Here is a 25,073-nt window from a genome sequence, read left to right on the forward strand (position 1 = left end):
GCGTAGCTCAGCTGGATAGAGTACCTGGCTACGAACCAGGCGGTCGGAGGTTCGAATCCTCCCGCGTCCGCCACTTTCTTCTTGAAAGTGACATAAACCGACGAAAGTCGGTTTTTTTGTGCCCGCAATTCGCGTAGGTGTGGTTGTAGGAGCGACTTCAGTCGTGAATAAAAATACCGTTTTATTGCACCTCATTATTCTTTAGGCGACTTTGAACCACGCAGCCGGAGGTTCACTGTTTCAAAATACGTCCCGCGTCCGCCACTTTCTCTTTGAAAGTGACATAAACCGAGGAGAGTCGGTTTTTTTGTGCCTGAAATTCGGCGAGCATCATGCTTCCACACCACAAATTAAACCCCAACTCAAAATACAAAAAACGCACCCCGTAGGCGTGAAACTTGTTTCGCGCGTATAAAGATGCTGTTGCCATAAATGATGACCTCCATCTACCACATCTTGCTATCTATCCCAGAATAACCATTTCTCAATATTAGGTTCATGCTCATGCATTATTTACATTTAACCGACAAAGGGTACAATCTTGCTAATACAATAATAATTAAACCAATATCCCTTGCGTCTATTTCACTTATTCTTTTTTTATTGCATTTTGCTTGGTTCGTTTGCTGCGCAAAGCGAGCCAGTTTCATCGCAATCAACACCATTGAACCAACTACAAATTCAAGCACTCAAATTTGAATCCCCTATTAAAGCAGATTGGTTGTTTAGTACTTACCAAGAGTCCGTATTTGATTCATCAATTTTGATCTTAGAGGCCGGTGATAAAAAGGCGCCGCCTTTGTTACTCGTACATGGTTTAGGCGTATTAGGTATGCAAGATTGGTTTGGGGTTATTCCTGAACTCACTAAACATTATCATGTTATTGCGATTGATTTACCTGGTTTTGCTCACTCAGAAAGCCCCGAAGGGCGTTACTCTCCTCGCAATTATGCTGCTGTACTGGCGGAAGTGGTCGATCACTATATTGCTGAACCAACCACGGTTGTGGGTCACTCTATGGGGGGGGCGGTCAGCCTGTATTTTGCTGGCAAATACCCCGAGAAACTCAATAAATTGGTGTTAGTCGACGCAGCGGGTATCTTACATAAAGTGGCATTTATAAAGCCTATCTCCAACGTACCTAAGCCTAATACTAAGCTACCTAAATTTCTCTCAACTAAGTTAGCTCAGCTCAATGATTTTACAACCGGACTCATTGAAGAAGGGGCGATTGATTCATACCTGACGGAGTTATTGCAGCGTAGTGATGGTGCGTGGAAGCTAGTAATGGGTGAAACACCAAATATGAATGCAGCGCTGAGTTTAGTTGAAGAAGACTTTAGCGAGATTGTCAGCAATCTGAAAATTGAAACACATATTATTTGGGGTGAAGAAGATGCAGTAGCTCCATTACGAACTGCAAAAGTATTGAACAGCCAGCTAATCAATAGTGATTTAGCTACTTTGCCTGATGTGGGTCATGTGCCAATGAAGCAACAGCCCAGCCAGTTTTTAGCTTTATTAAATCGTGCATTAACTGGGGAAGTTAAAAAAGCAGCCAGTGCAGAAGTTTCTGATAAACAAATCGAAACATTTCATTGTGAAGATCAACACAGCCGCGAGTTTTCAGGCCATTATCGTCATATGATCATTGAAGACTGTAATAATGTGTTACTTAAAAATGTGGTTGCTGAATCTATCCGTATTAAAGATTCTTTAGTGAGATTAGAAAATGTAAGCTTATCAGGGGCTAAACTCGCTTTAAATATTAAGCGTTCAGTGGTTGAACTAACCAATGTCACTATTACGGCACAACAAGGTGTAAAACTGAATGAAAGCCGATTTGATGGTGCTGGTGTGCAAATCAATGCATCTGAGCATGCAATAAGCGTTGTCGATGACAGTAATATTATATTCTCGTTAAGTAGAATCCATAGCCCGATATACCAAGGTTTGGCACATGATGCCATAGAAGTAGAAAAAGGAATTATTGATGACCGCTTTAAATAGCATCCCTTTTGTTAAATTAGCAGCGTGCTCGCTGTTTTGTGTCGCTTTACTAAGTGGTTGCAAATCAACAAAGACTGAGCAACAACAATATGCTGATCTACAAGATAGTTTTAGTTATGAAACGTACAGGGGAGTGTCGAATACCAGTGTCGATACCATTGCTTATGGTTATAACAAACTGCAAAAAGAACAGTTAGAGCAAATAGGTGCAATTGAGCCAACACTGACTCATGCCATGATGAGCTACATTTTGAGCCTTGGTGTAAGTAAAGATTTTGCAATTGCAGAAAGCGACTTAGCGCTTGCTAAAGCGACTGATATGCGGGGTAAATATTTAGCATACAGTGCTCAGTCTTTAGCTTTTTATAACAAAGGCTGGCGTAAAATGGCTAAACAAAAAGCTGACTTTATTCGCACCGATCCTTTGTTTGCGACAGTGAGCCAGAGCTATCCAAAAGAGCAGCTTATTTCTTATCTCATTATTGGCAGTGTTGCAGTACGTGATGGTGACTTAGCGACAGCACAAAACATGTTTTTTGTGATTGGTGAGCAGATTGAAAAACCCTGGTTACCAAGCTTAGCAAAAGCGTTAACGGTAGCCCTAAATGGCTCAACAATAGACTCATTAATCATGCTAAAAGATATCAGCACAGACCCCTCTTTAAACGGCTATGAACGTGAGAAAATAGCCGAACTGATGGATGTCGCGCAAAGCAAGTTAAGTGATAAAAAGAAGCGTCAAAAAATCACCCGTATTGCTGACGATTTCTTTCTCGACCGCATTAAGGATAAAAGCTCAACGCTATATCGTGATTTGATCACTGACTTACAAAAATACACTGAGCAAGTTCTGTAATCTCTTTATAAGTTGAGTGTAGTTTCACACTCAACGTCACCTAAATCCTCACTGTTATAAATCCTTTACGCATTAAAACCGAGTTAATTTGCTTCATCGTCAATTTGTGTTAGATTTAATAAAATATTCCAAAAATAATAACAAGTGGGAATTTTATTTTATGTATGCGAAAGGTGCATATCAAAAACGGCTGGCTATAAGTTGCGGCTTGATGCTTTTGACCGGTTGTGAAGCGAACACAGAAAAAGCCCCATTAACCGACCAACAATACTTTGAGCAGGTGATGTTAGCACCCGCCATTTTGCCAAAAGACTTAGCTAATAGCGGCTGTTTATCACTAGAAAGTGAAAGCAACTTGCAAGGTTATAAATCAGCGGCTGAGGTTAATTACCAGCAAGCGGGTTGGCAAAACAGAGTTGCGGCCGATTGGCAGTATTTTTTAGCCCCAGAGCAACCGGGCAAGCTACTTTTAATTGATTATCAAGTTCGAGCAGGGCAATTAGCTTACCGGTATTTAAGTGACGGCAGCCATAATGAGTTGTATGAACCTTGGAGCTCATCAAAAATTCAAGCGTTTAGTGGTGCGCTTTCAAAAGCAAGGCAATCCCACCCAGAGCTTGGTGCAGCTTCTTTTGCCGGCGATACTGCACTGGCTGATTTGATCAGCAGTATTAATAGTTACGAAGCATTTGGCAAAGCCGATGGTAATTCAAATGCGATAGCCAGTTATTTTGTCAATGTGGCAGGGCGCGAATACTTACGTGGGCTTTTTAATGATGGCTGGCTAAAACTACAGGATGAGCGTTTGTTATTTAACGGCGCATATGGCTCTGAGCAATTTATGCCATCAGACGAATACTGGCATAACCCTGCCAATAATGAGCTTGATGCAAAGATAGCTCGGTTCAAAGCAAGCAGTGATGATCCTGGCTATTTAGGGTATCGTTGTGAGAGTTGTGGTTTAACGGGCAACAAAGCAATGACCACACTTGCTCAAGCTGAATGGTTAAAACGTCTGGTTAGTCATCAGCGTGAACCAAGTACGCAAATGCCTTATTTACAAGCAAGTGATGTTGATGTGCTACTTAACGGCACAGGTCATACAGATGAGCATGCTCCTGTAGGCGGCATGATGGTAGGTATCAGTCATATCGTTACAAATGCATTGGCAAATGTTATTGCGCCAAATGATAGTCGCTCAGCAAAAGAAGTGCTCGATAGCGCAACGAATGGGCAATGGCGTGTTTGGCAAAAAATTGGTTGGGGGCCAAGTGAAACGCGCTCCACCACAGAAACCGTAATGTTGGCACACGTGTGTTTAGGCAATTACCAAGGTGGCCGTGAGTTTACTTTTAGTGTGCAGCAGTCAACTTCGGGGGCCGACGAAGCCAATTTGCCAATAGTCGGTAAGCAAATGCAGCAAAAATTGCAGCATGCTTTTACAAAATTATTAGGTTAACGCGTTCAATAAGAATTAAGGTATAGCTATGCGTCGTTCAATTATCTCTTTATCAATTACTTTAGGTGTTGCTTTTAGTGCACCTATGCATGCTGAGGGTTGGCAATCAGATGTTATCGGGGTCACGCAGTCACAGCTTTCGCCCAGCTACTGGCTAGCACAAGGTGCATCGGCAAAAGTGATCATGACAGAGGCGCAAATTGCGGCCTTCAACAAAAAACTAGTAAAAGATAATAAATACATTGTTGATCCTCTGTCATTTCAAAAATCGCTCACTAAAGACGAGCTAACAAGCGCCATTCATTCAGCAAGTTCAATTCCAAAAAGCCCGCGCTTTTTTACCGATGGCCGCCAACTCACCGCGAAAGATTTTGCCAAATATCAGGAAAACTTAAACCTTAACAAGGTCGCAGATAACAATGAGGTACGTTTTGCTGTAGTCGTTAAGCGCACTGCATTACGTACTTTTCCAACTTGGGATCGGGTTTTAAATAGCGGCCTTGATCAAGACTTAGATCGCTTTCAAGAAAGCGGAATGTTCCCGGGCGAAGCGGTTGCTGTATTGCATCAAAGCGCAGATAAAAAATGGTTGTTAGTACGTGCTTACAACTACCTAGCGTGGACGCCTGCAGAAGATCTTGCCTTTGCTGATGCAGATAAAATAAAAGCCTATCGCGAACAAGGTGACTTCTTGGTGGTAACCGGTGCAAAAGTCAATACTGCCTATGTACCAAACGATGAAACCCTCTCAGAAGTACAGCTCGATATGGGAGTACGCTTACCATTAGTTGATAGTGAGCAAGTACCGTATTTGCTAAATGGTCAAAACAGCTATGCTAGCCATGTTGTACAGCTACCAACCCGCGATGAGCAAGGCCAACTTGTTATTAAACCTGCGATGATTAGTAAAACTGCCGATGTAAATTTAGGCTACCTAGACTACAACGAACAGAATCTGATTAAACAAGGCTTTAAGTTTTTAGGTGAGCGTTATGGTTGGGGTCATGATTATAATGGCCGTGACTGCACAGGGTTTGTTGGTGAAATTTATAAGAGCTTTGGCCTACTAATGCCGCGTAATTCAGGGCAGCAAGGCAGTAGTGAATACGGGCAAAATAATCGCTTTGATAAAAATACAGCGGCGGATGCTAAGTTGCCAAAGGTTAAAAACATGGCGATTGGCGATCTAATTTATATTCCGGGTCATGTAATGATGTACCTAGGGGAGCATCACGGTGAGCCTTATGTTATTCATGACGTTAAAGGCTTAGGTTATAACAAAGGCGATGGTAGTTTTTATAGTAGTGCCTTGAATGGGGTGTCGGTCACGCCATTATTGCCACTTAGATTATCTCAAGAAACCAGCTACTTAGACCGTATTTATAACATTAAACGTATTCGCTAGAGGCCAATATGAAAATTAAAGCTGTTCGCTTTGCAAAGCTCAAAGTGCCATTAGTTACCCCATTTAAAACCGCACTAAGAGAAGTCAGTTTTATTGAGGATTTAGTGGTTTTAATCGACACCGAATGTGGCCAAATTGGCTATGGCTCTGCGGCTTCAACACCGGTTATTACAGGCGATACCCATCAAGGAATGATAGCGGTCATTCAGCAGTTTATTGCCCCTAAATTAGTGGGGCTAGAAATCGAAAACATCAATCAGCTTACCCACATTATTCAATCAACGGTGGTTGGTAACAGTAGTGCAAAAGCGGCTTTAGAGTTAGCGGTTTACGACTTGTGGGGCAAGCTCTATCAAGCGCCTTTGTATAAGCTACTTGGTGGTGGTAAGTCAGCGCTGAAAACCGATATCACCATTAGTGTCGATAACATAGATAAAATGCTTAGTGATTGTCATCGAGCGGTTGAACAAGGTTTTGATGTATTAAAAATAAAAATCGGCAATAACCTTAATCAAGATATTGAACGAGTAAAAGCAATCCATGCAGGGTTTGCCGCTAAGGCGCAGCTGCGTTTAGATGTAAACCAAGGTTGGAATGCCAAACAAACTGTGTTTGCGTTGCAACAACTTGAGCAAGCAGGCGTGGTATTAGAGTTGGTTGAGCAACCGGTCAAAAGCAGCGATATTCAAGGTCTCAAATATATTACTGAGCGAGTAAATACCCCGATTATGGCCGATGAAAGCGCCTTTTCACCGAAGCAAGTAATACAACTTTTAGAACTTGGTGCAGTTGATATTATCAATATTAAATTAATGAAAACGGGCGGTTTAAGCCGAGCAATTGAGATAGCTAATATCACAGCCCAATACCAAGCAGAGTGTATGATAGGTTGTATGCTAGAGGGCAGTATTGCCGTTGCTGGTGCTGCACATTTAGCCTCTGCCAAAGCGCAGCAAATCAGTAAAATCGATTTAGATGGCCCAGCCCTTGGTCAGTATGACCCAGTGCAAGGGGGCGTTGAATTTAGCGGTCCACAAATACGCTTATCGGATGCCCCTGGTCTTGGCATTGAATCAATAACGGGGCTTGAACTAATCACAAACGGAGTATGGCCAGCATGAAAAAACTAGTCAGTCTTATTGCAGTTATGAGTTTATCGGCTTGTGCCAGCAAAGAGTTACCTAAACCTGTTATTGATAACAGTCATAAACAACTTGTGGTGGTGGTCGCTAATGATAGTGATGCCATTGATGCCACTCTTTATCGCTTTGAAAAAACCGCTGGCAGCTGGCAACAACAAGGTCAGCAACACGCGGTGGTACTAGGTCGTACTGGTCTTGCGTGGGGAGTGGGGCTGCACCCTGCACAACCTGGTCAGCAAAAACAAGAAGGCGATGGTAAAGCGCCTGCGGGTATTTTTGAGCTTGGTACTGCATTTGGTTATTTAGATTCATTACAAACGAACCTCAGTTATCAAGCAATGACAGCAAATGATTATTGTATTGATGTGAAAGGCTCACCGTTTTACAACCAATTGGTTGATAAAGCACAAGTAGGTGAAGATGCCGTAAAAGACTCTTCAGAATGGATGCGTCGTGATATTTACAGCCAAGATAATCTTTATAAAAAAGGCATTGTAGTTAAGCATAATCCAAGCAATATCAATGGTGCGGGTAGTTGTATCTTTATGCATTTATGGCGGGCACCAAGTAAGCCTACAGCTGGTTGTACAGCAATGACAGAAAGCGATATGGATGCTCTACTTGCTTGGTTAGATGAGCGTAAAAAACCGTTATTAGTCAGCTTAACCAAAGCGCAATATCAACAAAAGCAAAGTCAGTGGCAATTACCTAACTTAGCTAAATAAAAATAATAAAATAAAAGTATTTTAATTTTGTCATAATGGTGGAATAATATATTCCACCAAGGTTTGGGTTAGGATAATAAATGAGTGCAAATTACGCTTTTCTCGATTGGCTAGTATTCGCAAGTTACGGTGCAATTTTATTGCTAAGTGGCTGGTGGTTTAATCGCAAACGCGCTAACTCAAGCCAAGATTTTTTTCTAGGCGGAAATAGCATGCCAACGTGGATGGTGGCTATTTCTGTTTTAGCGACTTCGCAATCTGCGGCAACGTTTATTGGTGGGCCTGATCAAGGCTATCAAGGTGATTTTTCATATATTGCGACCAATATCGGCGCGTTTATTGCGGCATTTATTGTATCGGCGTTTTTAATTCCAAAGTTTTACCAGCAAAAAGTGTATACCGTTTACGAACTGCTTGAAAAACGTATCGGACCAAAAGCTAAGCGCCGTAGTGGCTTGATGTATTTATTTGGCCGTGTATTTGCGAGTGGCGCCCGTTTGTATATGGCAGCGATTGCTGTGGCGATGATTCTATATGGCAATATCGATGCCGACAGTGTGGTTATCGCAACTTTAGTACTGGCGCTTGCAGGTCTGCTTTATACCTTTTTGGGGGGCATTCGCAGCGTTATTTATTCTGATGTACTGCAAAGTATCGTTTATGTCAGTGCGGCTATTGCGGTTATCTGGTGCTTGCTGAATGTTATTCCGGCTGATTTTTCAACCATAATTGCAACTTTGAGTGAGCCAAGTCCTGGTGCAGACTCAAAACTCGCGCTGTTTAAATTTGATTTAGATTTTGGCCCGTCAGGGGTCTTTAACATGGCCTCTGTGTTAACGGGGTTTGTGCTGTTAAACATCGCCGCATTTGGTTTAGACCAAGATATGACGCAGCGCTTATTAACCTGTAAAAGTCCAAAAGAAGGCAGTAAAGCGTTATTACTATCGGTAGTGATGGTGATCCCGGTTATGGCTATTTTTATCTTTATTGGTTTGCTGCTTTATATTGTTTATCAGCAACCTGCATTAATGAATAACGAAGCTGGGCAAACGGTCGTACAAGAATTTAACGGCGAAAAAATCACTATCTTTATGTACTACGTATTAAACGAAGTACCAGCCGGGGTTAAAGGTTTAGTCAGCGTGGGTATTATTGCTGCGGCTATTTCTACTTTGAACTCTGGGCTTAGTTCGATGTCTTCAGTCATCGTACAGGATATCTATCGCCCGTATTTAGAAAAACATAACAAGCAAGTAAGCGATCATCACTTTGTAAAAGCGGGTCGTGTGGGTATGGCACTAGTGAGCCTTGCCTTAGCGCTGATGGCTATTCTTTGTTATTTCTGGCAGCAATACAGTGATATGCCATTATTAAAATTTGCGCTAAGTGTAATGGTATTTTCGTACAGCGGTTTGTTAGGTGTGTATTTTACTACCTTGTTCACCAAACGAGGCAGTGAAGGCTCTGTGTTAGCTGCGCTAATAGCAGGCTTTATGGTGACCTTATTAATGCAGCCGTACATGATTGACTGGTTACTACCTGAGTCAATGCGCTTTTACTTAGGATTTACTTGGCAGCTATGCATAGGTACATTGCTCGCAACATTGGTGTGTTGCCTTGGTAAAGCGGCAGACGAGAAGAGTGCGTAAATGGCTGTACGCTATGTTTTAGCCATCGATGGTGGCGGCACCAAAGTGTTAGCAGAGCTAAAAGAGCAGGCAAGTGGCGCTACTTTTCGTGCCCAAGCGGGTTCAGCATCAATTTCGAATGATCTTGATTTAGCGTTAGAAAACATTGTTAAAGTGACCCGCGATGTATGCCAGCAAAGTGGCGCAGAGCCTAGTGAAATTGTCACCGTTATGGGGGTTGCTGGTGGCTCATCGAAGAGCCTAGCCGAGCAATTAACAGTGATGCTCAAGCTGATTTACGAAATAGAATTTGCCAGTTTGCAAATTACCAGCGATGCAATTACGTCATTATATGGTGCTAATCTTGGTGAACCATGTGTGGTTATTGCCCTTGGCACTGGTTCCGTCGGGGCACGATTAAACGCTCAAAAGCAAACCAAGCTGGTGAGTGGCTGGGGCTTTACCATCGATGATTTTGGCGGTGGTGCCCGCATCGGCCTGATGGCTGTGCAGCAATTATTAAACGATATAGATATTTATGATTTACCAAAAAGCCGATTAACGATTCGCTTGAGTGAGCAGCTAGGATGCACTCGTCAAACAATTAGTAGTTGGCTTAAACAAGCAAAACCCGCGGATTATGCAGCATTTAGCCCGTTGGTGTTTAGCTTACAAAACGACTGTGAGGCGGCAAAAGCGGTATTAACGGAACACACCCAATCGGTGGTTCGGTTAATAAATAAAAGCCGAGGTAACTCGCCGTTACCGGTGATTTTAATTGGTGGTTTGGCGAAAGTCAGCCAACCGTTATTGCCACTGGCCTTACAAAACGAATTATCTCCTTGTAAGGGAGATTCATTAACTGGTGCCGCCATTTTAGCGGCAAAGCATTACCATGACATTATTGAAAAAGGACAACCCAATGAGCCCTGAGCACGTCTTTAAGCAACAACGTGAGTTACTCGAAGAGTTAAACGGTATTGTCTCTGAAGGACAAAACCCAGACACTTTGGATATCGATCTGCTCAGCTCCACTGAGATCCTCACTAAAATCAATAATGAAGATCACAAAGTAGCGGGTGCCGTGAAACTTGTGATCCCACAAATTAGTGAAGCTGTCGATCATGTGGTAGAAGCATTTAAACAAGGCGGCAGATTAATTTACATTGGTGCTGGCACTAGTGGTCGCTTAGGTATTTTGGATGCGGTTGAATGTGCGCCAACCTATAGCGTAAGCGATCAGCAAGTGCTCGGTATTATCGCTGGTGGTGACACCGCGGTTAAAAAAGCCGTAGAAGGCGCTGAAGATAGCACCACGTTTGCTATTGAAGACTTAAAAAATGCTAATTTAACCAGTAAAGATGTCGTGGTTGGCATTGCTGCAAGCGGCCGAACACCCTATGTTTGCTCAGCAATTGAATACGCTAAATCACTTGGTTGTGTCACTGTAGGTGTCACTTGTAACCCTGATTCAGCAGTGATGCGTTTACCACAAATCGGCATTTGCCCCGTGGTGGGTGCTGAAGCTGTGACTGGCTCTACACGTATGAAATCGGGTACTGCACAAAAACTCGTACTGAATATGCTAAGCACAGCTAGCATGATCCGCACAGGTAAGGTGTATAAAAACCTGATGGTTGATGTAAATGCTAGTAACGAAAAGCTACACGCTCGTGCTATTCGTATTGTGATGCAAGCAACAGATTGTACACAGCAGCAAGCTGTGGATGCATTAAAGCAAGCAGAGCAAAGCGCAAAACTGGCTATTTTAATTGTGTTAACTGGAAAGCCAGCCCCTGAAGCAAAACAGTTATTGTCAAAAGCGGGTGGCTTTTTACGTAAGGCGGTTGAAGAATAATGCGTTTTTTTACTGTTTTATTTGTTAGTTGTCTAGCGCTTTTAGGTTGCCAAGAAACACCTGCACAAGCGCCTAAAAATGCACAGCCTTTACAGGTGGGCGCAGCCAATTTTCAAGCTTATGTACCAGCATTAACAGGGAAACGTGTTGGCTTGGTCGTTAATCAAACATCAGTTGTTAATGGTCAACATTTGGTTGATGCATTACTTGATAAAGGCGTTGTCGTTAGCAAAATATTTGCCCCAGAGCATGGTTTTCGAGGCGATCATGATGCTGGAGCTCACGTTAAAAGCACGGTAGATGCTAAAACCGGCATTGAGGTTGTGTCGATTTATGGCAGTAATAAAAAGCCAAGTCCTGAGATGCTTGCTGATTTAGACGTTATTATTTTTGATATTCAAGATGTTGGTGTTCGTTTTTACACTTATATAAGCTCAATGCACTACGTGATGGAAGCCGCCGCTGAAAATGGTAAACAGGTAGTGGTACTCGATAGACCCAACCCTAATATTGCCTATGTTGATGGGCCTATCCTTGACCTACAATTTCGCTCATTTGTTGGCATGCACGAAATTCCTGTTTTACACGGTATGACAGTGGCTGAGCTTGCTCAGATGATCAAAGGCGAAGGCTGGATAAATGGCGCTGATAAGCTTGAGCTGAGTGTAGTGCCTGTTACGAATTATGACCGCACTATGGCTTATGAGCTACCAATAAAGCCAAGTCCTAACTTACCAAATGCCCAATCAATTGCGCTTTATCCATCATTGTGTTTCTTTGAAGCAACGCCTGTGACTATTGGCCGGGGTACTGATTTTCCGTTTCAAGTCGTTGGTTACTCGCCAGTTAAACTCGGCGAATTTAGCTTTACGCCAAGGGCGATTAAAGGCGCTTCAATGCACCCTAAATTCAAAGGGGTTGAAGTATTTGGTCAAGACTTACGAGATGCTGATATTCATGGCCTAGATTTAAGCTTGTTTATTTCGGTTTATCAAAAGCTAAGTGCGAATGAGCAAACGTTTTTTGAACGCGCTGATTTTATGGATAAACTTGCAGGTACTGATAAATTGCGTTTAGCCATTGAAGCAGGCCAAACTGAGCAGCAAATAAAGCAAAGCTGGCAAGCCGACTTAAGCGCCTATAAACGAAAGCGAACCCCGTATTTGCTTTATCAATAATAATTAGCTAACTAGATAAATAAGAACGAGGCACTTGCCTCGTTTTTTAATATTTCTAAAAATTAATTGTGGTATATTCAGGGACTTGATTTACAAGGATATAGCATGAAAGTTCATTTAATTGCCGCACTCGCTTTACTCGCTGGCTGCTCACAACTCCCAAACACTACAACAAGTAACTCAACCGATGTGCTCGATCTTCGTGATGATAAAAACGCAGCAGAGCAGCTGTGGACACTTAAACATGCAACAAAGCCCAGTTACCCGAAAGCAGCTTTTATATCTAAGCAGACGGGCTGTGCGCGCTTTATTATTACTATTGATAAACAAGGTAATACCACCGATATCCGTTTTGTAGAGAGCTTCCCAGAAGGACTATTTGTCGATGTGTCGCGAGAGTCGCTTAAAACTTGGCACTGGCAGGCAAGGGAAAGTAACAGCGAATCGAGAGCGATTATTCGAACTGTGCAACTCGACTACTTTATGAAAGAAGCGAGTAATATGGATGCCGCAAAAGCATTTTGTACAATTTAAGCTTTTACTGTTTTTAATGCATAAAAAAGGGCCGCAATAGCGGCCCCCAACAGGATTGATAAACTTAGAACTTGAAGTTAAACGACAGCTGCACGCGACGTGGGCTGTAGTAGTTACGATATTCACCAAAGTTTTCTGACGATACATAAGGGTTATTGTTGTAACCTGTTTGACGGTCAAATACGTTGAAGATATCAGCACGGAATTGTAGTTCCATGTCACCTGAGAATTTAAAGTCTTGGGTGTAGTTTAAGTCAAGTTGCCAGTGGCTTGGGCTACGGCGACTACCTGCAGGCTCGCTGTAACGTGTGGTACCACTTGAGTAACCGTAGATTGAACCATCCCATGCTTCCCAAGGTTTACCCGACTGGAATACAAAGTATGCACCGATGTTCGCATCCCATGGCACAGTGTAGTAACCATAGACTTTTACTTTATGTGGCTTATCACCTGATAATGTACCGTATTTGTAATCCCAAGGGTAACGACCACGGCCATCACCATAGTTTGAAGAACCAATGAAGGTATTAGCATCTGTTGTTGCTGTGGTGTTATCTTGGTCGAAGTTACCGTAGTAATGACTCCAAACATAAGAAGCATTGATATAGCTGTTTTCACCTAGGTATTCAGCTTCGATGCTAGCTTCCCAGTATTTGGTTTCGCCGCCATCTACTTCGGCAATAACATAAGAAGAACCACCAATTTCATCACGGATTTCATCTAGGTTATCTACATATAAACCTTTATCTGCAATATGTTGTGGTACGCCATCAGCATCAACGCCAGAGTAGTCAGTTAAACGCGCATTGTTTGGCATATCTTCCCAGAAATGCGATGCCTTACGGTGACGAACGTGAGCGCGTAACACTAAATCAGAACCCACATATTTAGTGGTACCAAGTGTAAACTCTTTGATTTGGCGAGGTTTTAAGTTATCAGCAAATACTTTACCTGATGAACCTTGACGCGGTTCAGCGTAAATTACGTTGCCAGCTTCATCAAATTCAACTTCGATTTCGGCACGAGTATTACGGTCCCAAGAGGCTGCGCGTGCTAATGAACTTGCTTCTGGGTTATACATTGAGAAGTTAGCGAATATGGCGTCTTGATCAGCGTAGTTCCAATTCACACCTAAACGAGGCTGGATCATATCTGACCAATCTGTTTGGTACATTTTGTATTTTTCGCCTGGTGCTAATTCATAACCAGATAACGTGCCAGAAGCCGATTTAAGACCTTGACCATACCAAGTATCGCGGCTTACAAGTACACCCACATTGTAAGTCCAATCACCTACTTCAATGGTGTCGTTGATTTCAAAGTTCAGTGTTTCCATTTCTGAATTAATAGCAGAAACCGCCTCTCCACCTGCTACTAAGCTCATTTGTTGTACGCGAGCACGGTAAATAACCGGCGCAGAGCTGCCTTCTTCTAAGCTTTCATCGAGGCCGCCAATGTAAGAGATAGTTCCCCAACCGTTTGAAAGGCGAGACAGTACTTCTTTACCTTCTTTCCACTCACCGCCGACATGTAACGTGTGGTAAGTATCGCCCCAGCTAAATTCATGCTCGAGGTTTAATTCAAAGCTATCACGGTAAAAGTCGATATTATCGTATCGAGAGTAAGCGCCAACACCACCGCCGCCTCGCATTTCACCATCTTCGGTATAACCGTATTGTGCAATTAGTGGTGCTGCTCCTGCATTATATGCCGCAATCTGCTCTGCTGTGTAGTTATCATCAGCATCTAATAAGCTAGGTACACTGAAATAACCCATTTCAGTTAGGTTACTTAAGTCAAGCTGGCTCGTTAATGAAGGCATTACTGATAATTCAGTATCTGGCCTACCTGCGGTTTCTAGCTCTAACTTACTGTATTGAAATGAAAGAGTTGTTGCATCACCTAAGAGCCACGAACCATCTAAAGTAAAGATATCTTGATCAGCTGTATCACCTACTGAAACACTATCAGCCTCGTAAGCACCAACAGAACGGCCTTCAACTGTTTTCTCTGAAGTACGTTGTGAAATATTAATTAAAATATCGTCAGTAGGCGCCCAAGTTAATTTACCAAAGTACTCATCACGAACACTCTTATAGTCTTTTACAGCACCATAGGCAGTATCTTTATTGGTACGCTCTTCTTCTGGGCGATAATAAGAAGTATAAAAATACAAGGTATCTTCAATAAGCGGGCCGCCTAAACTTGCTGTTAACCAGCTTTTATCTAGCTCATAGCTTTCTTGACCTGTTGGTGTTGCCACTAAACTCTTAGGTTGAACTTTGTATTCAACATTACCGTGGAATTCGTCAGTACCTGATTTTGATACCGTATTGATTGAGAAACCGCCTGAGCGATTAAAACCAACGGCTTTTGCACCACCGCGGTCCATAGTTACGTAAGCAACGTCATGGGTTGATGGCTCTGATGCTAAGTTACCAAACATAGGTAGAGATACATCAACACCATCAAAACCATACGAGTTATCAACCCCTGAACCACCCGCAGACGGACCAAGAGTTGAGTTTTCAGATAGCTCAACACCTGGTACAAGTTTTAATAGGTCACGGTAATCTTGACCAACTGGTACGCTATTGATTGCTTCTTCACCAAGTGAGTTAGTCAGTGCAGACTTACCTTGGCGGAATAATTTACTGCCGGTAACCGTGATGACTTCAACGTTTTCGTTAGCACCACCCATAGTGACGTTTAGGCTTGAAGTTTGTTCAAGTAAAACATCCACAGTCATGGTTTGAGTTACACCGTTTTTATCGGTGAAGGTCAGTTCATAAGTACCCGGTTTTAATTGTGGTAAGTCGTAGCTGCCGTCTTCTCGCGTAACAACGGTACGTGGTTTTGGCATCACATTACTTTTTGCTGTTACTGTGATCCCTGCCAGTGACTGCTGTGCTTCTGGTGATGATACTTTACCTTTGATCCCCCCGGTTAGATTTGCAAAGGCTGGCGCGCTGGCTAACGCCGCGGCCATAACAACACCTGTAAAGGCTGTTTTCTTTGCGCGAAGTGCATTGCTAGTCGCTTTCGCTATATAGCTCATTGCGAGTGTGGATGCATGTTGTTTCATTGTTTCCCGTCCTTATATTTATATGCTTTGCTGGACTACTTACCCAATTGAGACTTATGAACTTTAAAATTATGTTGCCCATATATTAAACAGGTGTTATTTAAGTTGGTCAAGAATATTTTTTCATTTAAAGGTTGGTTTTTAGGAATAAAATATATAACCGATTTTAGGTAAAGATCAGTAATGACTTGCTTTAACAGGGTGCTAATTTATTCTTAGTACAATTTTGTAAGAAATTATGATTTTAAAGTCAGTCGCTTATCGCAATTGTTTGGTAGTTTAGAGGAGAAAGGGGATTGTTAAACTGCATCCTAAATTAGGCATAAAAAAAGCAGCCTGAGCTGCTTTAAAGTATTTATGTAACCTTATTGAAGAAATTAGTTATTCTTAAATTCGCCAACAACTTCATTAGAATGTTCTAGTAACTTACGACCTTGGCGGCTTGACTGTGTTAGAGCAATAAACAAAATATCAATGACAAAATCTTGTGCCGTACGCGCTAAGATTGACGATAAACGTACAGACTCGCCTTCAGCAACCGAATAAAGTTTTACATCAGCTGAGTCAGCAACAAGGCTACTACCAAATTTAGTCACTGAGATCACCGAGCTTGAGTTTTTCTTAGCTTGTTTAACAACTTCGGCAATTTCGCGAGTCATACCTGACTCACTTATCGCGATAACCAAATCACCTTTTGAAAACGTCGCAACATACGCAAGTTGTGCATGGCCATCTGGCTCTGCAATAGCTGGCATACCTAGTTTTTGTAATTTATAAGAAAAATCTTTTGCGACCAGTGCTGAGCCACCTAAACCACAAATTAAAATGCGCTTTGCAGATTTTAATAGCTCTACCGCCTTTTCGACTGCCGGCGCTTCGTTGAGGTTTTTGGTTTCGGTTAACACCGCCAATTTACTGCTTAATAGTTTTTCGGCGATTTGCTCTAGCGAGTCATTCAGAGTGATCTTGCCATGTAGCTTAGGTTCGCTGCTTTCATCGTTAAGTGCATCAATTACCGCAAGTTTAAAAGCAGGAAAGCCTTTATAACCTAATTTTTGTGAAAACTTCACCACGCTTGATTGGCTTACACCAACCACTTTTGCTAGTTCAACCGATGATAAATTACGAATGGCATTCGCTGAATTTAACGTAAAGTCAGCAAGCTTAGCTTCGCTGCTCGATAGAGATTGACGTAGGGCTTTAATTTTTACAAAAGTAGACATAGGGCTCACTTTGTTTGCTTAACTTAGTTAAAACGCAAAGCGATGGTTCTATTATAAACACAGGGCTTGGGCGCATTGTTTGCTTAACACGACGACTTATTTTTGTTTTAGCAAACCTAAGTTTGGAATATTTTTCTTAATTTAGATGGAATAATATAGTTTTATTCCATAATAGATACAACTCTAATTATTGAGAAAGCCTTATTTTTAGTAACTTAGCGATAATGTATGCTTTTTATTCTTTATTTGTGAAATAAAATATTTTACATGTTAAGTGGGTGTTGCTACTGTATTGCTGAGAATCGTCAACGCTTAAATCATCAGGTATGAATCTGTTATGAGTTTTACCCCTTTGAAAACATTACTTAAACAGCTGTGTTATCTAAGTAGTGCGGCATTATTAGTAAGCTGTGCCAGTAATCCATATACCTATACACAATCAGCTAATTACAGTCATCGTGTTAAGTTCTTAGTGATGCATTACACCGCCATTGATTACGAAAAATCAATGCGTGCGCTCGTGGATGAAGGGGGCTTAAGTTCACATTATTTATTACCTGAATCAGGCGATCCTAGTTATCCAAAAGACGAATTAGAAATTATTCAGCTGGTTGATGAGAAAGATAGGGCATGGCACGCCGGACGCAGTTTTTGGCAAGGCCGCAAAGATTTAAATGATCATTCAATTGGTATTGAAATAGTGAATGTACCAACCTGTCATATTCCTGAGCAAACTAAGCTTGCGATGGAAAATGACGCCAGCAAGTTATGTATTTTTCCAGACTATGATGCCAAGCAAATAGAACTACTAATAAAGTTAAGCAAAGATATTCTTGCTCGTAACCCAGATATCGGGCCAACTCAAGTTATTGGCCATTCTGATATTGCTCCAAGCCGTAAGAACGACCCAGGCCCGCGTTTTCCTTGGTATCAACTGTATAAAGCTGGCATCGGTGCATGGTATGAAAGCGACACCGTTGATAAATATTGGCAGTTATTTAGTGCATCAAAACCTTCTGTTGAATTAATGCAAAAAGCACTACGCAGTTACGGCTATGAGGTGATTGCAACGGGTCAGCTTGATTCGCAAACGCTAGATGCCCTAAGTGCCTTTCAAATGCACTTTTTACCCTGGCATGTAAGCGGTAATAGTGATGCAAGAAGTGCCGCTGTGCTATTTGCATTACTAGATAAGTATTTTCCTAAAAAGCTAGAGCGGTTATTTAAAGAATATCAGCAACAACAGCAAGCGGTTGAGCCTGCGCCAAAAACACTGGCCAATGCACAAGTTATAGCGCGTATTCCTGCTCTTGATCCAAGTAGTCGCGCGCTTGTTAACGACCGAGGCACATTTGCTGCCTATAAAGGTCGCGGTGAAATCATCATTGAAAACCAAGATGCAACCAGTGCTGATATTTTCATAAATGGTGAAAAAATTAATATTGCTTCGCCATTAACAGCCGAAAAAATATATCAATACAGTTTGGCTAAACGCACCCATGATGGCATTAACACATATAAAGTAGAAAATGTATTGCCTGATGGAGCAAGCTTAACCTTACGTTTTCCTTATCCAACGCTTGATAAAAACAGCACTCAAAAGCGTTTTAGTGCCGTTGATGAATTAATTAATCAAGAGATTAAAGAGGGCTTTCCGGGCGCGGTACTCGCCGTTGTTAAAGATGGCAAGTTGATTAAACTAAGCCATTATGGCGCGGCTAAAAAGTACCATGCTGATGGCAGTGAACTTGCAAGCCCACAAGCTATGCAAAACGATACCTTGTTTGATATAGCTTCAAACTCAAAAATGTTTGCCACTAATTTTGCGCTGATGAAGCTTGCCAGCGAAGGTAAACTCGACGTAGAAAAACCACTGTTTTATTACCTACCAGAATTTAGGGGCGGTGGTCGTGAACAGCGTTTAGTAAAAGATTTACTCACCCACAGTGCGGGTTACCCTGCGGTGGTTGATTTTCATCGTAAAGACAATAAATTTGGTGAGCGCTTTTTTTCTCAAAACAGCCTGCGAACTAAAAACCTACTGTTAACAGGTGTCCCTTTCGTGGCTGGTCGTAACGTAAAACACCTATATTCTGATATCGATTATATGTTGCTTGGTGTACTAGTTGAACGCATCAGTGGTATGGCCCTCGATACCTATGTAGAAAGCCAAATTTATCAGCCACTTGGTTTAACACATACGGTTTATAATCCATTACAGAAAGGTTTTTTAGCATCGCAAATTGCTGCCACTGAGATTAACGGCAACACCCGAGGTGGTCGCATCGAGTTTGAAAATATTCGAACTGATGTACTGCAAGGTGAAGTACATGATGAAAAAGCATTTTATGCTTTAGGTGGTGTAGCGGGGCATGCAGGGCTTTTTAGTACCGTCGGTGATTTATCCGTGCTTATGCAGGTACTACTCAATGGTGGCGGCTACGATAATAAGCAAATTTTTACGCCACAAGTACTTGAGCAATTCACAAACTCGCAAGCAAGTGATGAGACTTATGGTTTAGGATGGCGTAGAGCAGGGCATCAAGCGCGTAAATGGCATTTTGGCCCTTATGCTAGCCCGCGGGCTTTTGGTCATACCGGCTGGACAGGCACCGTGACCGTTATTGACCCTGAGTATGACCTTGCTATTGTGCTATTAACCAATGCCCGTCATTCACCGATTGAAGGTTCGCAAGAAAATTACCAGTTTGTCGGCAAACGTTTCGAAACAGGTAAGTATGGCTCTATTATCTCACTGATTTATGAGAGTATATTAAATCACTAGTCGAATTAAGTTGAGTTTGGTGGCAAAGCCATTAAGCTTAGCGAGTTTTCGTATAATAAAAATAAAATGTTGTTCTTAATTTAAAAGGGTTTTTATGTCTTGGTATTCAATTTTACCACCCTTGATTGCTATCTTAATTGTGTTTTGGCGCAAAGAAGTGATCATGGCGTTATTGGTCGCGGTTGCGTCGTCTGAGTTTTTGCTTGCTCTGAATGGTGAAGGTAATACCTTGTTTTTCACCTTTATCAACACTATTGAGCGAGTCATTGAGGTTGCCAGCTCCCCTGGTAATAGCCGCATCCTTATTTTTAGTATCTTAATAGGTGCTTTACTTGCCTATATTCGTGAATCTGGTGGTGTAGCCGCTACCGTTAATTTGCTGATGAACAAAGGGGTGGCTAAAAGTAAGCGCCAAGTGGGCTACTTAACCATGTTCTCAGGTATTGCGGTATTCATTGAATCGAACTTAAGCGTATTAACCTCGGGAATTTTATCGCGTGGTTTATTCGATAAGTTTAAGATGAGCCGAGCACGCCTTGCTTACATTATCGACAGTACCAGCGCACCTGTGTGTATTTTAATCTTGCTAAATGGATGGGGCGCATACGTACTGGGCCTACTTGGCAACTACGAAATGGAAGAGTCTGCGGTTTCGGTATTGTGGGGCAGTATTGGCTATAACTTTTACGCCATTATCACTTTACTTATCGTGTTTTACACCATTACCTTTGACAAGGTGCATGGCCCATTAAAGCAAGCAGAAGAAAACCTAGAGCAACAAGAAACCGAACTAACAGAAGAAGTGAAAGGCTCAAAAGCACGTTACATGCTTGTGCCTCTAATTACCTTAATTGGTAGTATGGTTGGTTTTATGTTCTGGACTGGCGATGGCGATATTGCCAGCGGTAGTGGTTCTAAATCAGTGCTGTATGCAACTATTTTAGCCTGTGTTGTGGCTTATTTCTTAATGATTAGCTCGCGTGAATTTACACACCATAAGCTGGTAGATATTGGCTTTAAAGGAATGGGTGAGTTACTGCCATTAGTGTCTATTGTATTGCTATCACTCACGTTAGGCGCAAGCTTGAAAGACCTTGGTACCGGTGTGTTTGTAGCAGGCCTAGTAGGTGATTTCTTACCTATTTATTTAGTTGTGCCAGTGCTATTTATTACAGGTGCGGTTATTTCATTTACCACAGGTACCTCATGGGGCACATTCGCAATACTTATTCCAATCGGTGTACCGCTCATTCAAGCTTTAGGTTTACCACCTTCATTGGTTATTGCCGCTATTTTAGGTGGTGGTGTGTTTGGCGACCACTGCTCACCAATCTCAGATACCAGCGCGGTATCGGCCATTGCATCAGGGTGTGATTTATTAACTCACGTAAAAACCCAAATGCCATACGCTTTATTCGGCGGCGCATTAACCTTCATTGCTTACCTTGTAACGAGTATTATTGTTTTATAAGTAATAGCTTTAAGCTGTAAGTTATAAGTAAAAAACCACAGAGAAGTCTGTGGTTTTTTATTGCTTGAATTTCGATAACTCGCATATTCAAGTTTGATAGCCGTCAGCCGTCAGCCGTCAGTTTGAAAGCTGATGGCTCGTTTAACCATCGCGCGAAATAAATTTCACGCCTACGGTACTCCTTTACTCTTTCCCCTTGTAACTCGCTAACTCGTTGGGTTTCGCTCCGCTCTACCCAACCTACGATTTCGGTACAACCTTGTAAACACCGACACCATCAACGCCAAGGTATAAATCACCATTAGGGTGAGTGGCAAGGCTGCGAACGCGTCCTACACCTTCAAATACCTTGCTGTGGCCTGTTACTTTGTCACCATCAAGTTTCACCAAAACAAGGTGACCAAACTTCATCGAACCTACGGCAATTTGGCCTTGCCACTGTGGGTATTTATCGCTGGTGATAAATTCCATTCCAGAAGGGGCAATTGAAGGCACCCAATACCAATCAGGTTGTTCCATTCCCTCGCGACTGGTTTCGTCGGTAATTTTCGTACCAATGTAGTTGATCCCATAAGTGATCTCAGGCCAACCATAGTTTGCACCTGCTTTAACTATGTTGATTTCATCGCCGCCACGAGGGCCATGTTCATGGCTCCAAATAACTCCCGTCTCAGGGTGCATTGCCATACCTTGTGGGTTACGGTGTCCATACGAATAAATACTTTTGTGAGTTGTTTTATGGTTATAAAACGGGTTTGATTTAGGGATAGAGCCATCGCTATTGATACGGTGAATTTTGCCTGCATCATAGTCTAGGCTTTGTGGGTGAACGTCTCTTTTGCCACGGTCGCCAATAGAGAAGTACAAGTAACCTTGTTTGTCGAACTCAATACGCGAACCATAGTGTTTTGTTGTTTCAATATTTGGCTCGCCATCAAACAATAATTGCTGATCGACAAGGGCCATATCTTTAAAGCGGGCACGCATAATTGAGGTATTGTAACCCTCACCATCGCCTTCATAGCCCGAGTACGAAAAGTAAATCCAACCATTGTCGGCAAAGTTCGGATCAAGCTCTATATCTAATAAGCCCCCTTGACCTTCATCATGTACTTTAGGTGTGCCTTTAACTGCTTGCTCAACGAGTTTGCCATCACGAATCAATCTAAGCTCGCCACGTCGATCAGTAACGAGTAAGTCACGCTCGTTAAGCCAAGCCATACCCCAAGGAATTTGAATACCTTCGCTTACTAATTCTAGTTCGTAGTTATTAGCGCTGGCATCCAGAGGAATCTTTTGCTCCGGCTGAGCACAAGCTTGCAAGCTCGACAAGCTAATTGAGGCAATGATTAAACTGTTAAACAAAGACCTTTTCATGGTAACTCCATAATATTTAAACACGATGTTACTAGCCTAGCTGGTTCAGCATTAAATTGTTATTAACATTAGAGCAATGTGCGATTATTGGTAGGAAAAGCAAGGTAAAGAGCGGAGTATTAGCCGTCAGCCGTCAGCCGTCAGCCGTCAGTCTGGAATCTCGTGGAAACCATCGCGCGAAATAAATTTCACGCCTACGCGGGGTAAACCCGCTGCTACTTAAAAGCTTGTAACTTTACTCTTGTAGCTCGCTAACTTGTTTTAAACCTGAAAGCTGATGGCTCGTTGAACCATCGCGCGAAATAAATTTCACGCCTACAGTACTCCTTTACTCTTTCCCCTTGTAGCTCGCTAACTTTTTTAAACCAGACAGCTCTGAGTGTGTTGGGTTTCGCTACGTTCTAGCCAACCTACGAACTCCTTTACTCTTTCCCCTTGTAGCTCGCTAACTTTTTTAAATCTGATAGCTCTGAGTGTGTTGGGTTTCGCTACGCTCTACCCAACCTACGAGCTCGCTAACTCGTACACTTTTCCGCTTCATGGGTTAGCTGTTTGAGTGCGATGATTTGGCCTTGCTTGTTTTGGTCTAGGGCGAGTAGGTCACCTTGGTGAATATGAGTATCTAGGGTGCCGTGTTTTTGTAGTTCTTCAAGGAGTGATTGTTTAATTTGTACTATGACATTTTGCTCGCAGTCGGCGATATACCAGTCATTGTCAACACTGACTAGACGGCCGGTGAAGCTGGTGCGGGCTTGGTGATTGGCTAATGCTTGTTGGTAGTTCGCATCTAAGTTTTGTTTTTGTTGTTTAAGGTTACTCACATAGCTGCCTTTGGCGTCAAGTTCATGTACCTCAAGCCATTGATAATCCGATAAATCTACAGCATAAACATGGGTTAATTCACGGTTATTGTATTGCAGCATGACAAAACCAAGAATCGCTAAAGCAGCAAAAACACCGGTCATTTGCAGGCCTAAAAAGCGCTGTGGTCTTGGCGTTGCCGACTGTGGCTTTTGCATGTGTGAAAGCTCGTCGCTGCTTAAGCTGTGCTCTGCCTTACGTTTTTGAAAATGTGCTTTTAAATCAGCATCGAGTTGCTCGTCGTTACGCTTCATGATGGCCTCCTAGTTGTTGTTTCAGGTTTTGACGGGCATATCGCAGCCGAGTTTTAATAGTCTCTTGGTTACTTTGTGTGATAGCAACAATATCTTCGAGACTAAAGCCTTCTTGTTGTAAGGTCAGCGCTTCACGTTGTACAAAGCTAAGTCCCATGAGTGCTTTATCAAAGGCTTCGTAGTCGTAGTGATAACTTGCATCCTGAGATTCAGTAAATAGTTGGTTGTCTTCTAATTCAACGAACTTTTGCTGCTTACGAAATTCATCAATTAATAAATTACGTGCTAACCGAAAAAGCCACGCTTTTGGGTTGTTTTGATCATTGTAAAAGTCGCGTTTATCAATGACTTTTAACCAGGTTTGTTGGCATATATCAAGGGCAAGATCTTTATCACTTTGTGTAACTAGATAGTGATAAAGATCGTTCCCGTATTGAGCAACGAGTTGGTTAAGGTAACGGTTGTCGCCCGTTTTGGCATACTGCGCCAAACAATCTGTGTTTGGCTTGTCAAATAACCATGTCTTGATGCTCATTAGCATAGGCAGTTATCCATCTATTTTAAAATCAAGTTGAACGCTTTGGTTTGTTTGTAATTGTGCCACACCTTCAACTACTTTAGGGCGATATTTCCAACGTTTAATGGCGCGAATTGCTTCACGGTTAAATACCCGTTTGGGCTCGGCATCAATAATAACAGGGTCAATCACTTCGCCAGTCGGAGAAATGCTAAAGCTAATTTGTACCCAACCTTCAATGCCATCACGAGCTGCTACCGGAGGGTACTTAGGGTTTATACGCACAATTGGTGTTGCATCTCCCGTTGGTTGGTTAATGCTTTTGCTAAGCGTGTCGCCAATGTTATCGAAAGTCATAGTTGGTGTTAAATCCGCTACTACAACTGTATCGGTCGAATCAATTGTTGGGCGTGGCGGTACTTTTGGTGGCATTTTAGCAACTGGCGGTGGCGGCAGTGTTTGCTTTACTTGCACTTTTGAGTCTTCCGGTACTTCATAAATTTCAACCGTGATATCTGGGCCTGTTTTAACATCGGCTCTTTGCTCAGCAGAAATTAAGTACTGCATAAATGCAAATGCTGCAAAGGTCATGACACCGCCGCCAAGAATTGCTGCGGTTGTCTTCAAAGCAGCATTGCTGTTATTCAAGCTTGCTGAGTTTAGTGGTAAAGTATGCATAGCCGTTCCTCTTTGGATAATTGCTT

General features: G+C 42.3%; 20 protein-coding genes. 13 read left to right on the plus strand and 7 right to left on the minus strand.

The features are described from left to right. Positions 1-232: 232 nt before the first annotated feature. Positions 233-430, minus strand: a complete 198-nt coding sequence (locus tag MTF66_RS34635; RefSeq protein ID WP_248530023.1) for a hypothetical protein — start codon at positions 428-430, stop codon at positions 233-235. A 144-nt stretch (positions 431-574) separates the two neighbouring features. Between MTF66_RS34635 and MTF66_RS34640 the strand changes: the two genes are divergently transcribed. The 11 genes from MTF66_RS34640 (at position 575) to MTF66_RS34690 (ending at position 12,796) form a co-directional block, all read left to right on the plus strand. Continuing rightward, the gene (locus MTF66_RS34640) at positions 575-2,011 is read left to right on the plus strand and encodes an alpha/beta fold hydrolase (protein ID WP_248530024.1); all 1,437 of its coding nucleotides are present in this window, start codon (positions 575-577) and stop codon (positions 2,009-2,011) included. Then, a complete protein-coding gene (locus MTF66_RS34645; protein ID WP_248530025.1) occupies positions 1,995-2,867 on the plus strand; it encodes a hypothetical protein in 873 nt (290 codons plus the stop codon). Before MTF66_RS34640 ends, MTF66_RS34645 begins: the two co-directional genes overlap by 17 nt. A gap of 208 nt (positions 2,868-3,075) precedes the next feature. Further along, complete coding sequence (locus MTF66_RS34650) at positions 3,076-4,326, plus strand: hypothetical protein (RefSeq protein WP_248530026.1); 1,251 nt, start codon at positions 3,076-3,078, stop codon at positions 4,324-4,326. A gap of 28 nt (positions 4,327-4,354) precedes the next feature. Next, positions 4,355-5,731 (plus strand): SH3 domain-containing protein, encoded by a 1,377-nt coding sequence (locus tag MTF66_RS34655; protein WP_248530027.1) that lies wholly within the window; start codon positions 4,355-4,357, stop codon positions 5,729-5,731. Positions 5,732-5,739: 8 nt separating this feature from the next. Continuing rightward, complete coding sequence (locus MTF66_RS34660) at positions 5,740-6,852, plus strand: dipeptide epimerase (RefSeq protein WP_248530028.1); 1,113 nt, start codon at positions 5,740-5,742, stop codon at positions 6,850-6,852. Next, positions 6,849-7,598 (plus strand): L,D-transpeptidase, encoded by a 750-nt coding sequence (locus tag MTF66_RS34665; protein WP_248530029.1) that lies wholly within the window; start codon positions 6,849-6,851, stop codon positions 7,596-7,598. The genes MTF66_RS34660 and MTF66_RS34665 overlap by 4 nt, the downstream gene beginning before the upstream one ends. Positions 7,599-7,678: 80 nt before the next feature. After that, positions 7,679-9,247 (plus strand): sodium:solute symporter, encoded by a 1,569-nt coding sequence (locus MTF66_RS34670; protein ID WP_130166563.1) that lies wholly within the window; start codon positions 7,679-7,681, stop codon positions 9,245-9,247. Next, positions 9,248-10,159: a BadF/BadG/BcrA/BcrD ATPase family protein gene (locus MTF66_RS34675; RefSeq protein ID WP_248530030.1), complete on the plus strand. Its 912-nt coding sequence runs from the start codon at positions 9,248-9,250 to the stop codon at positions 10,157-10,159. After that, the gene (gene murQ, locus MTF66_RS34680; protein WP_248530031.1) at positions 10,149-11,084 is read left to right on the plus strand and encodes an N-acetylmuramic acid 6-phosphate etherase; all 936 of its coding nucleotides are present in this window, start codon (positions 10,149-10,151) and stop codon (positions 11,082-11,084) included. The genes MTF66_RS34675 and murQ overlap by 11 nt, the downstream gene beginning before the upstream one ends. Then, positions 11,084-12,262 (plus strand): exo-beta-N-acetylmuramidase NamZ domain-containing protein, encoded by a 1,179-nt coding sequence (locus MTF66_RS34685; protein ID WP_248530032.1) that lies wholly within the window; start codon positions 11,084-11,086, stop codon positions 12,260-12,262. Before murQ ends, MTF66_RS34685 begins: the two co-directional genes overlap by 1 nt. Positions 12,263-12,367: 105 nt before the next feature. Next, positions 12,368-12,796, plus strand: a complete 429-nt coding sequence (locus MTF66_RS34690; RefSeq protein WP_248530033.1) for an energy transducer TonB — start codon at positions 12,368-12,370, stop codon at positions 12,794-12,796. Between the two features lie 64 nt (positions 12,797-12,860). Here MTF66_RS34690 and MTF66_RS34695 read toward each other — a convergent pair whose 3' ends face one another. Beyond that, positions 12,861-15,881: a carboxypeptidase regulatory-like domain-containing protein gene (locus tag MTF66_RS34695; protein WP_248530034.1), complete on the minus strand. Its 3,021-nt coding sequence runs from the start codon at positions 15,879-15,881 to the stop codon at positions 12,861-12,863. A gap of 377 nt (positions 15,882-16,258) precedes the next feature. Then, positions 16,259-17,104 carry a MurR/RpiR family transcriptional regulator gene (locus tag MTF66_RS34700; protein ID WP_054560797.1) on the minus strand — a complete coding sequence of 282 codons (846 nt, stop codon included), beginning with the start codon at positions 17,102-17,104 and terminating at the stop codon, positions 16,259-16,261. A 337-nt stretch (positions 17,105-17,441) separates the two neighbouring features. On the opposite strand from MTF66_RS34700, the gene pbp4b reads away from it, so the two are divergent. Next, positions 17,442-19,889: a penicillin binding protein PBP4B gene (gene pbp4b / locus MTF66_RS34705; RefSeq protein ID WP_248530035.1), complete on the plus strand. Its 2,448-nt coding sequence runs from the start codon at positions 17,442-17,444 to the stop codon at positions 19,887-19,889. Between the two features lie 94 nt (positions 19,890-19,983). Beyond that, complete coding sequence (locus tag MTF66_RS34710) at positions 19,984-21,360, plus strand: Na+/H+ antiporter NhaC family protein (RefSeq protein WP_054560796.1); 1,377 nt, start codon at positions 19,984-19,986, stop codon at positions 21,358-21,360. Between the two features lie 240 nt (positions 21,361-21,600). Here the strand turns inward: MTF66_RS34710 and MTF66_RS34715 are convergent, their stop codons facing one another. The 4 genes from MTF66_RS34715 to MTF66_RS34730 all read right to left on the minus strand — a co-directional run bounded on the left by MTF66_RS34715 (position 21,601) and on the right by MTF66_RS34730 (position 25,047). Continuing rightward, on the minus strand, positions 21,601-22,737 hold the full coding sequence (locus MTF66_RS34715; RefSeq protein ID WP_248530036.1) for a PQQ-dependent sugar dehydrogenase: 1,137 nt from the start codon (positions 22,735-22,737) through the stop codon (positions 21,601-21,603). 515 nt (positions 22,738-23,252) lie between these two features. After that, a complete protein-coding gene (locus MTF66_RS34720; RefSeq protein ID WP_248530037.1) occupies positions 23,253-23,852 on the minus strand; it encodes a hypothetical protein in 600 nt (199 codons plus the stop codon). Next, positions 23,842-24,393 carry an RNA polymerase sigma factor gene (locus tag MTF66_RS34725; protein ID WP_248530038.1) on the minus strand — a complete coding sequence of 184 codons (552 nt, stop codon included), beginning with the start codon at positions 24,391-24,393 and terminating at the stop codon, positions 23,842-23,844. Before MTF66_RS34725 ends, MTF66_RS34720 begins: the two co-directional genes overlap by 11 nt. A 6-nt stretch (positions 24,394-24,399) precedes the next feature. Next, a complete protein-coding gene (locus MTF66_RS34730; RefSeq protein ID WP_248530039.1) occupies positions 24,400-25,047 on the minus strand; it encodes an energy transducer TonB in 648 nt (215 codons plus the stop codon). Positions 25,048-25,073 lie beyond the last annotated feature (26 nt).

It is taken from the genome of Pseudoalteromonas sp. 2CM39R (assembly GCF_023161845.1).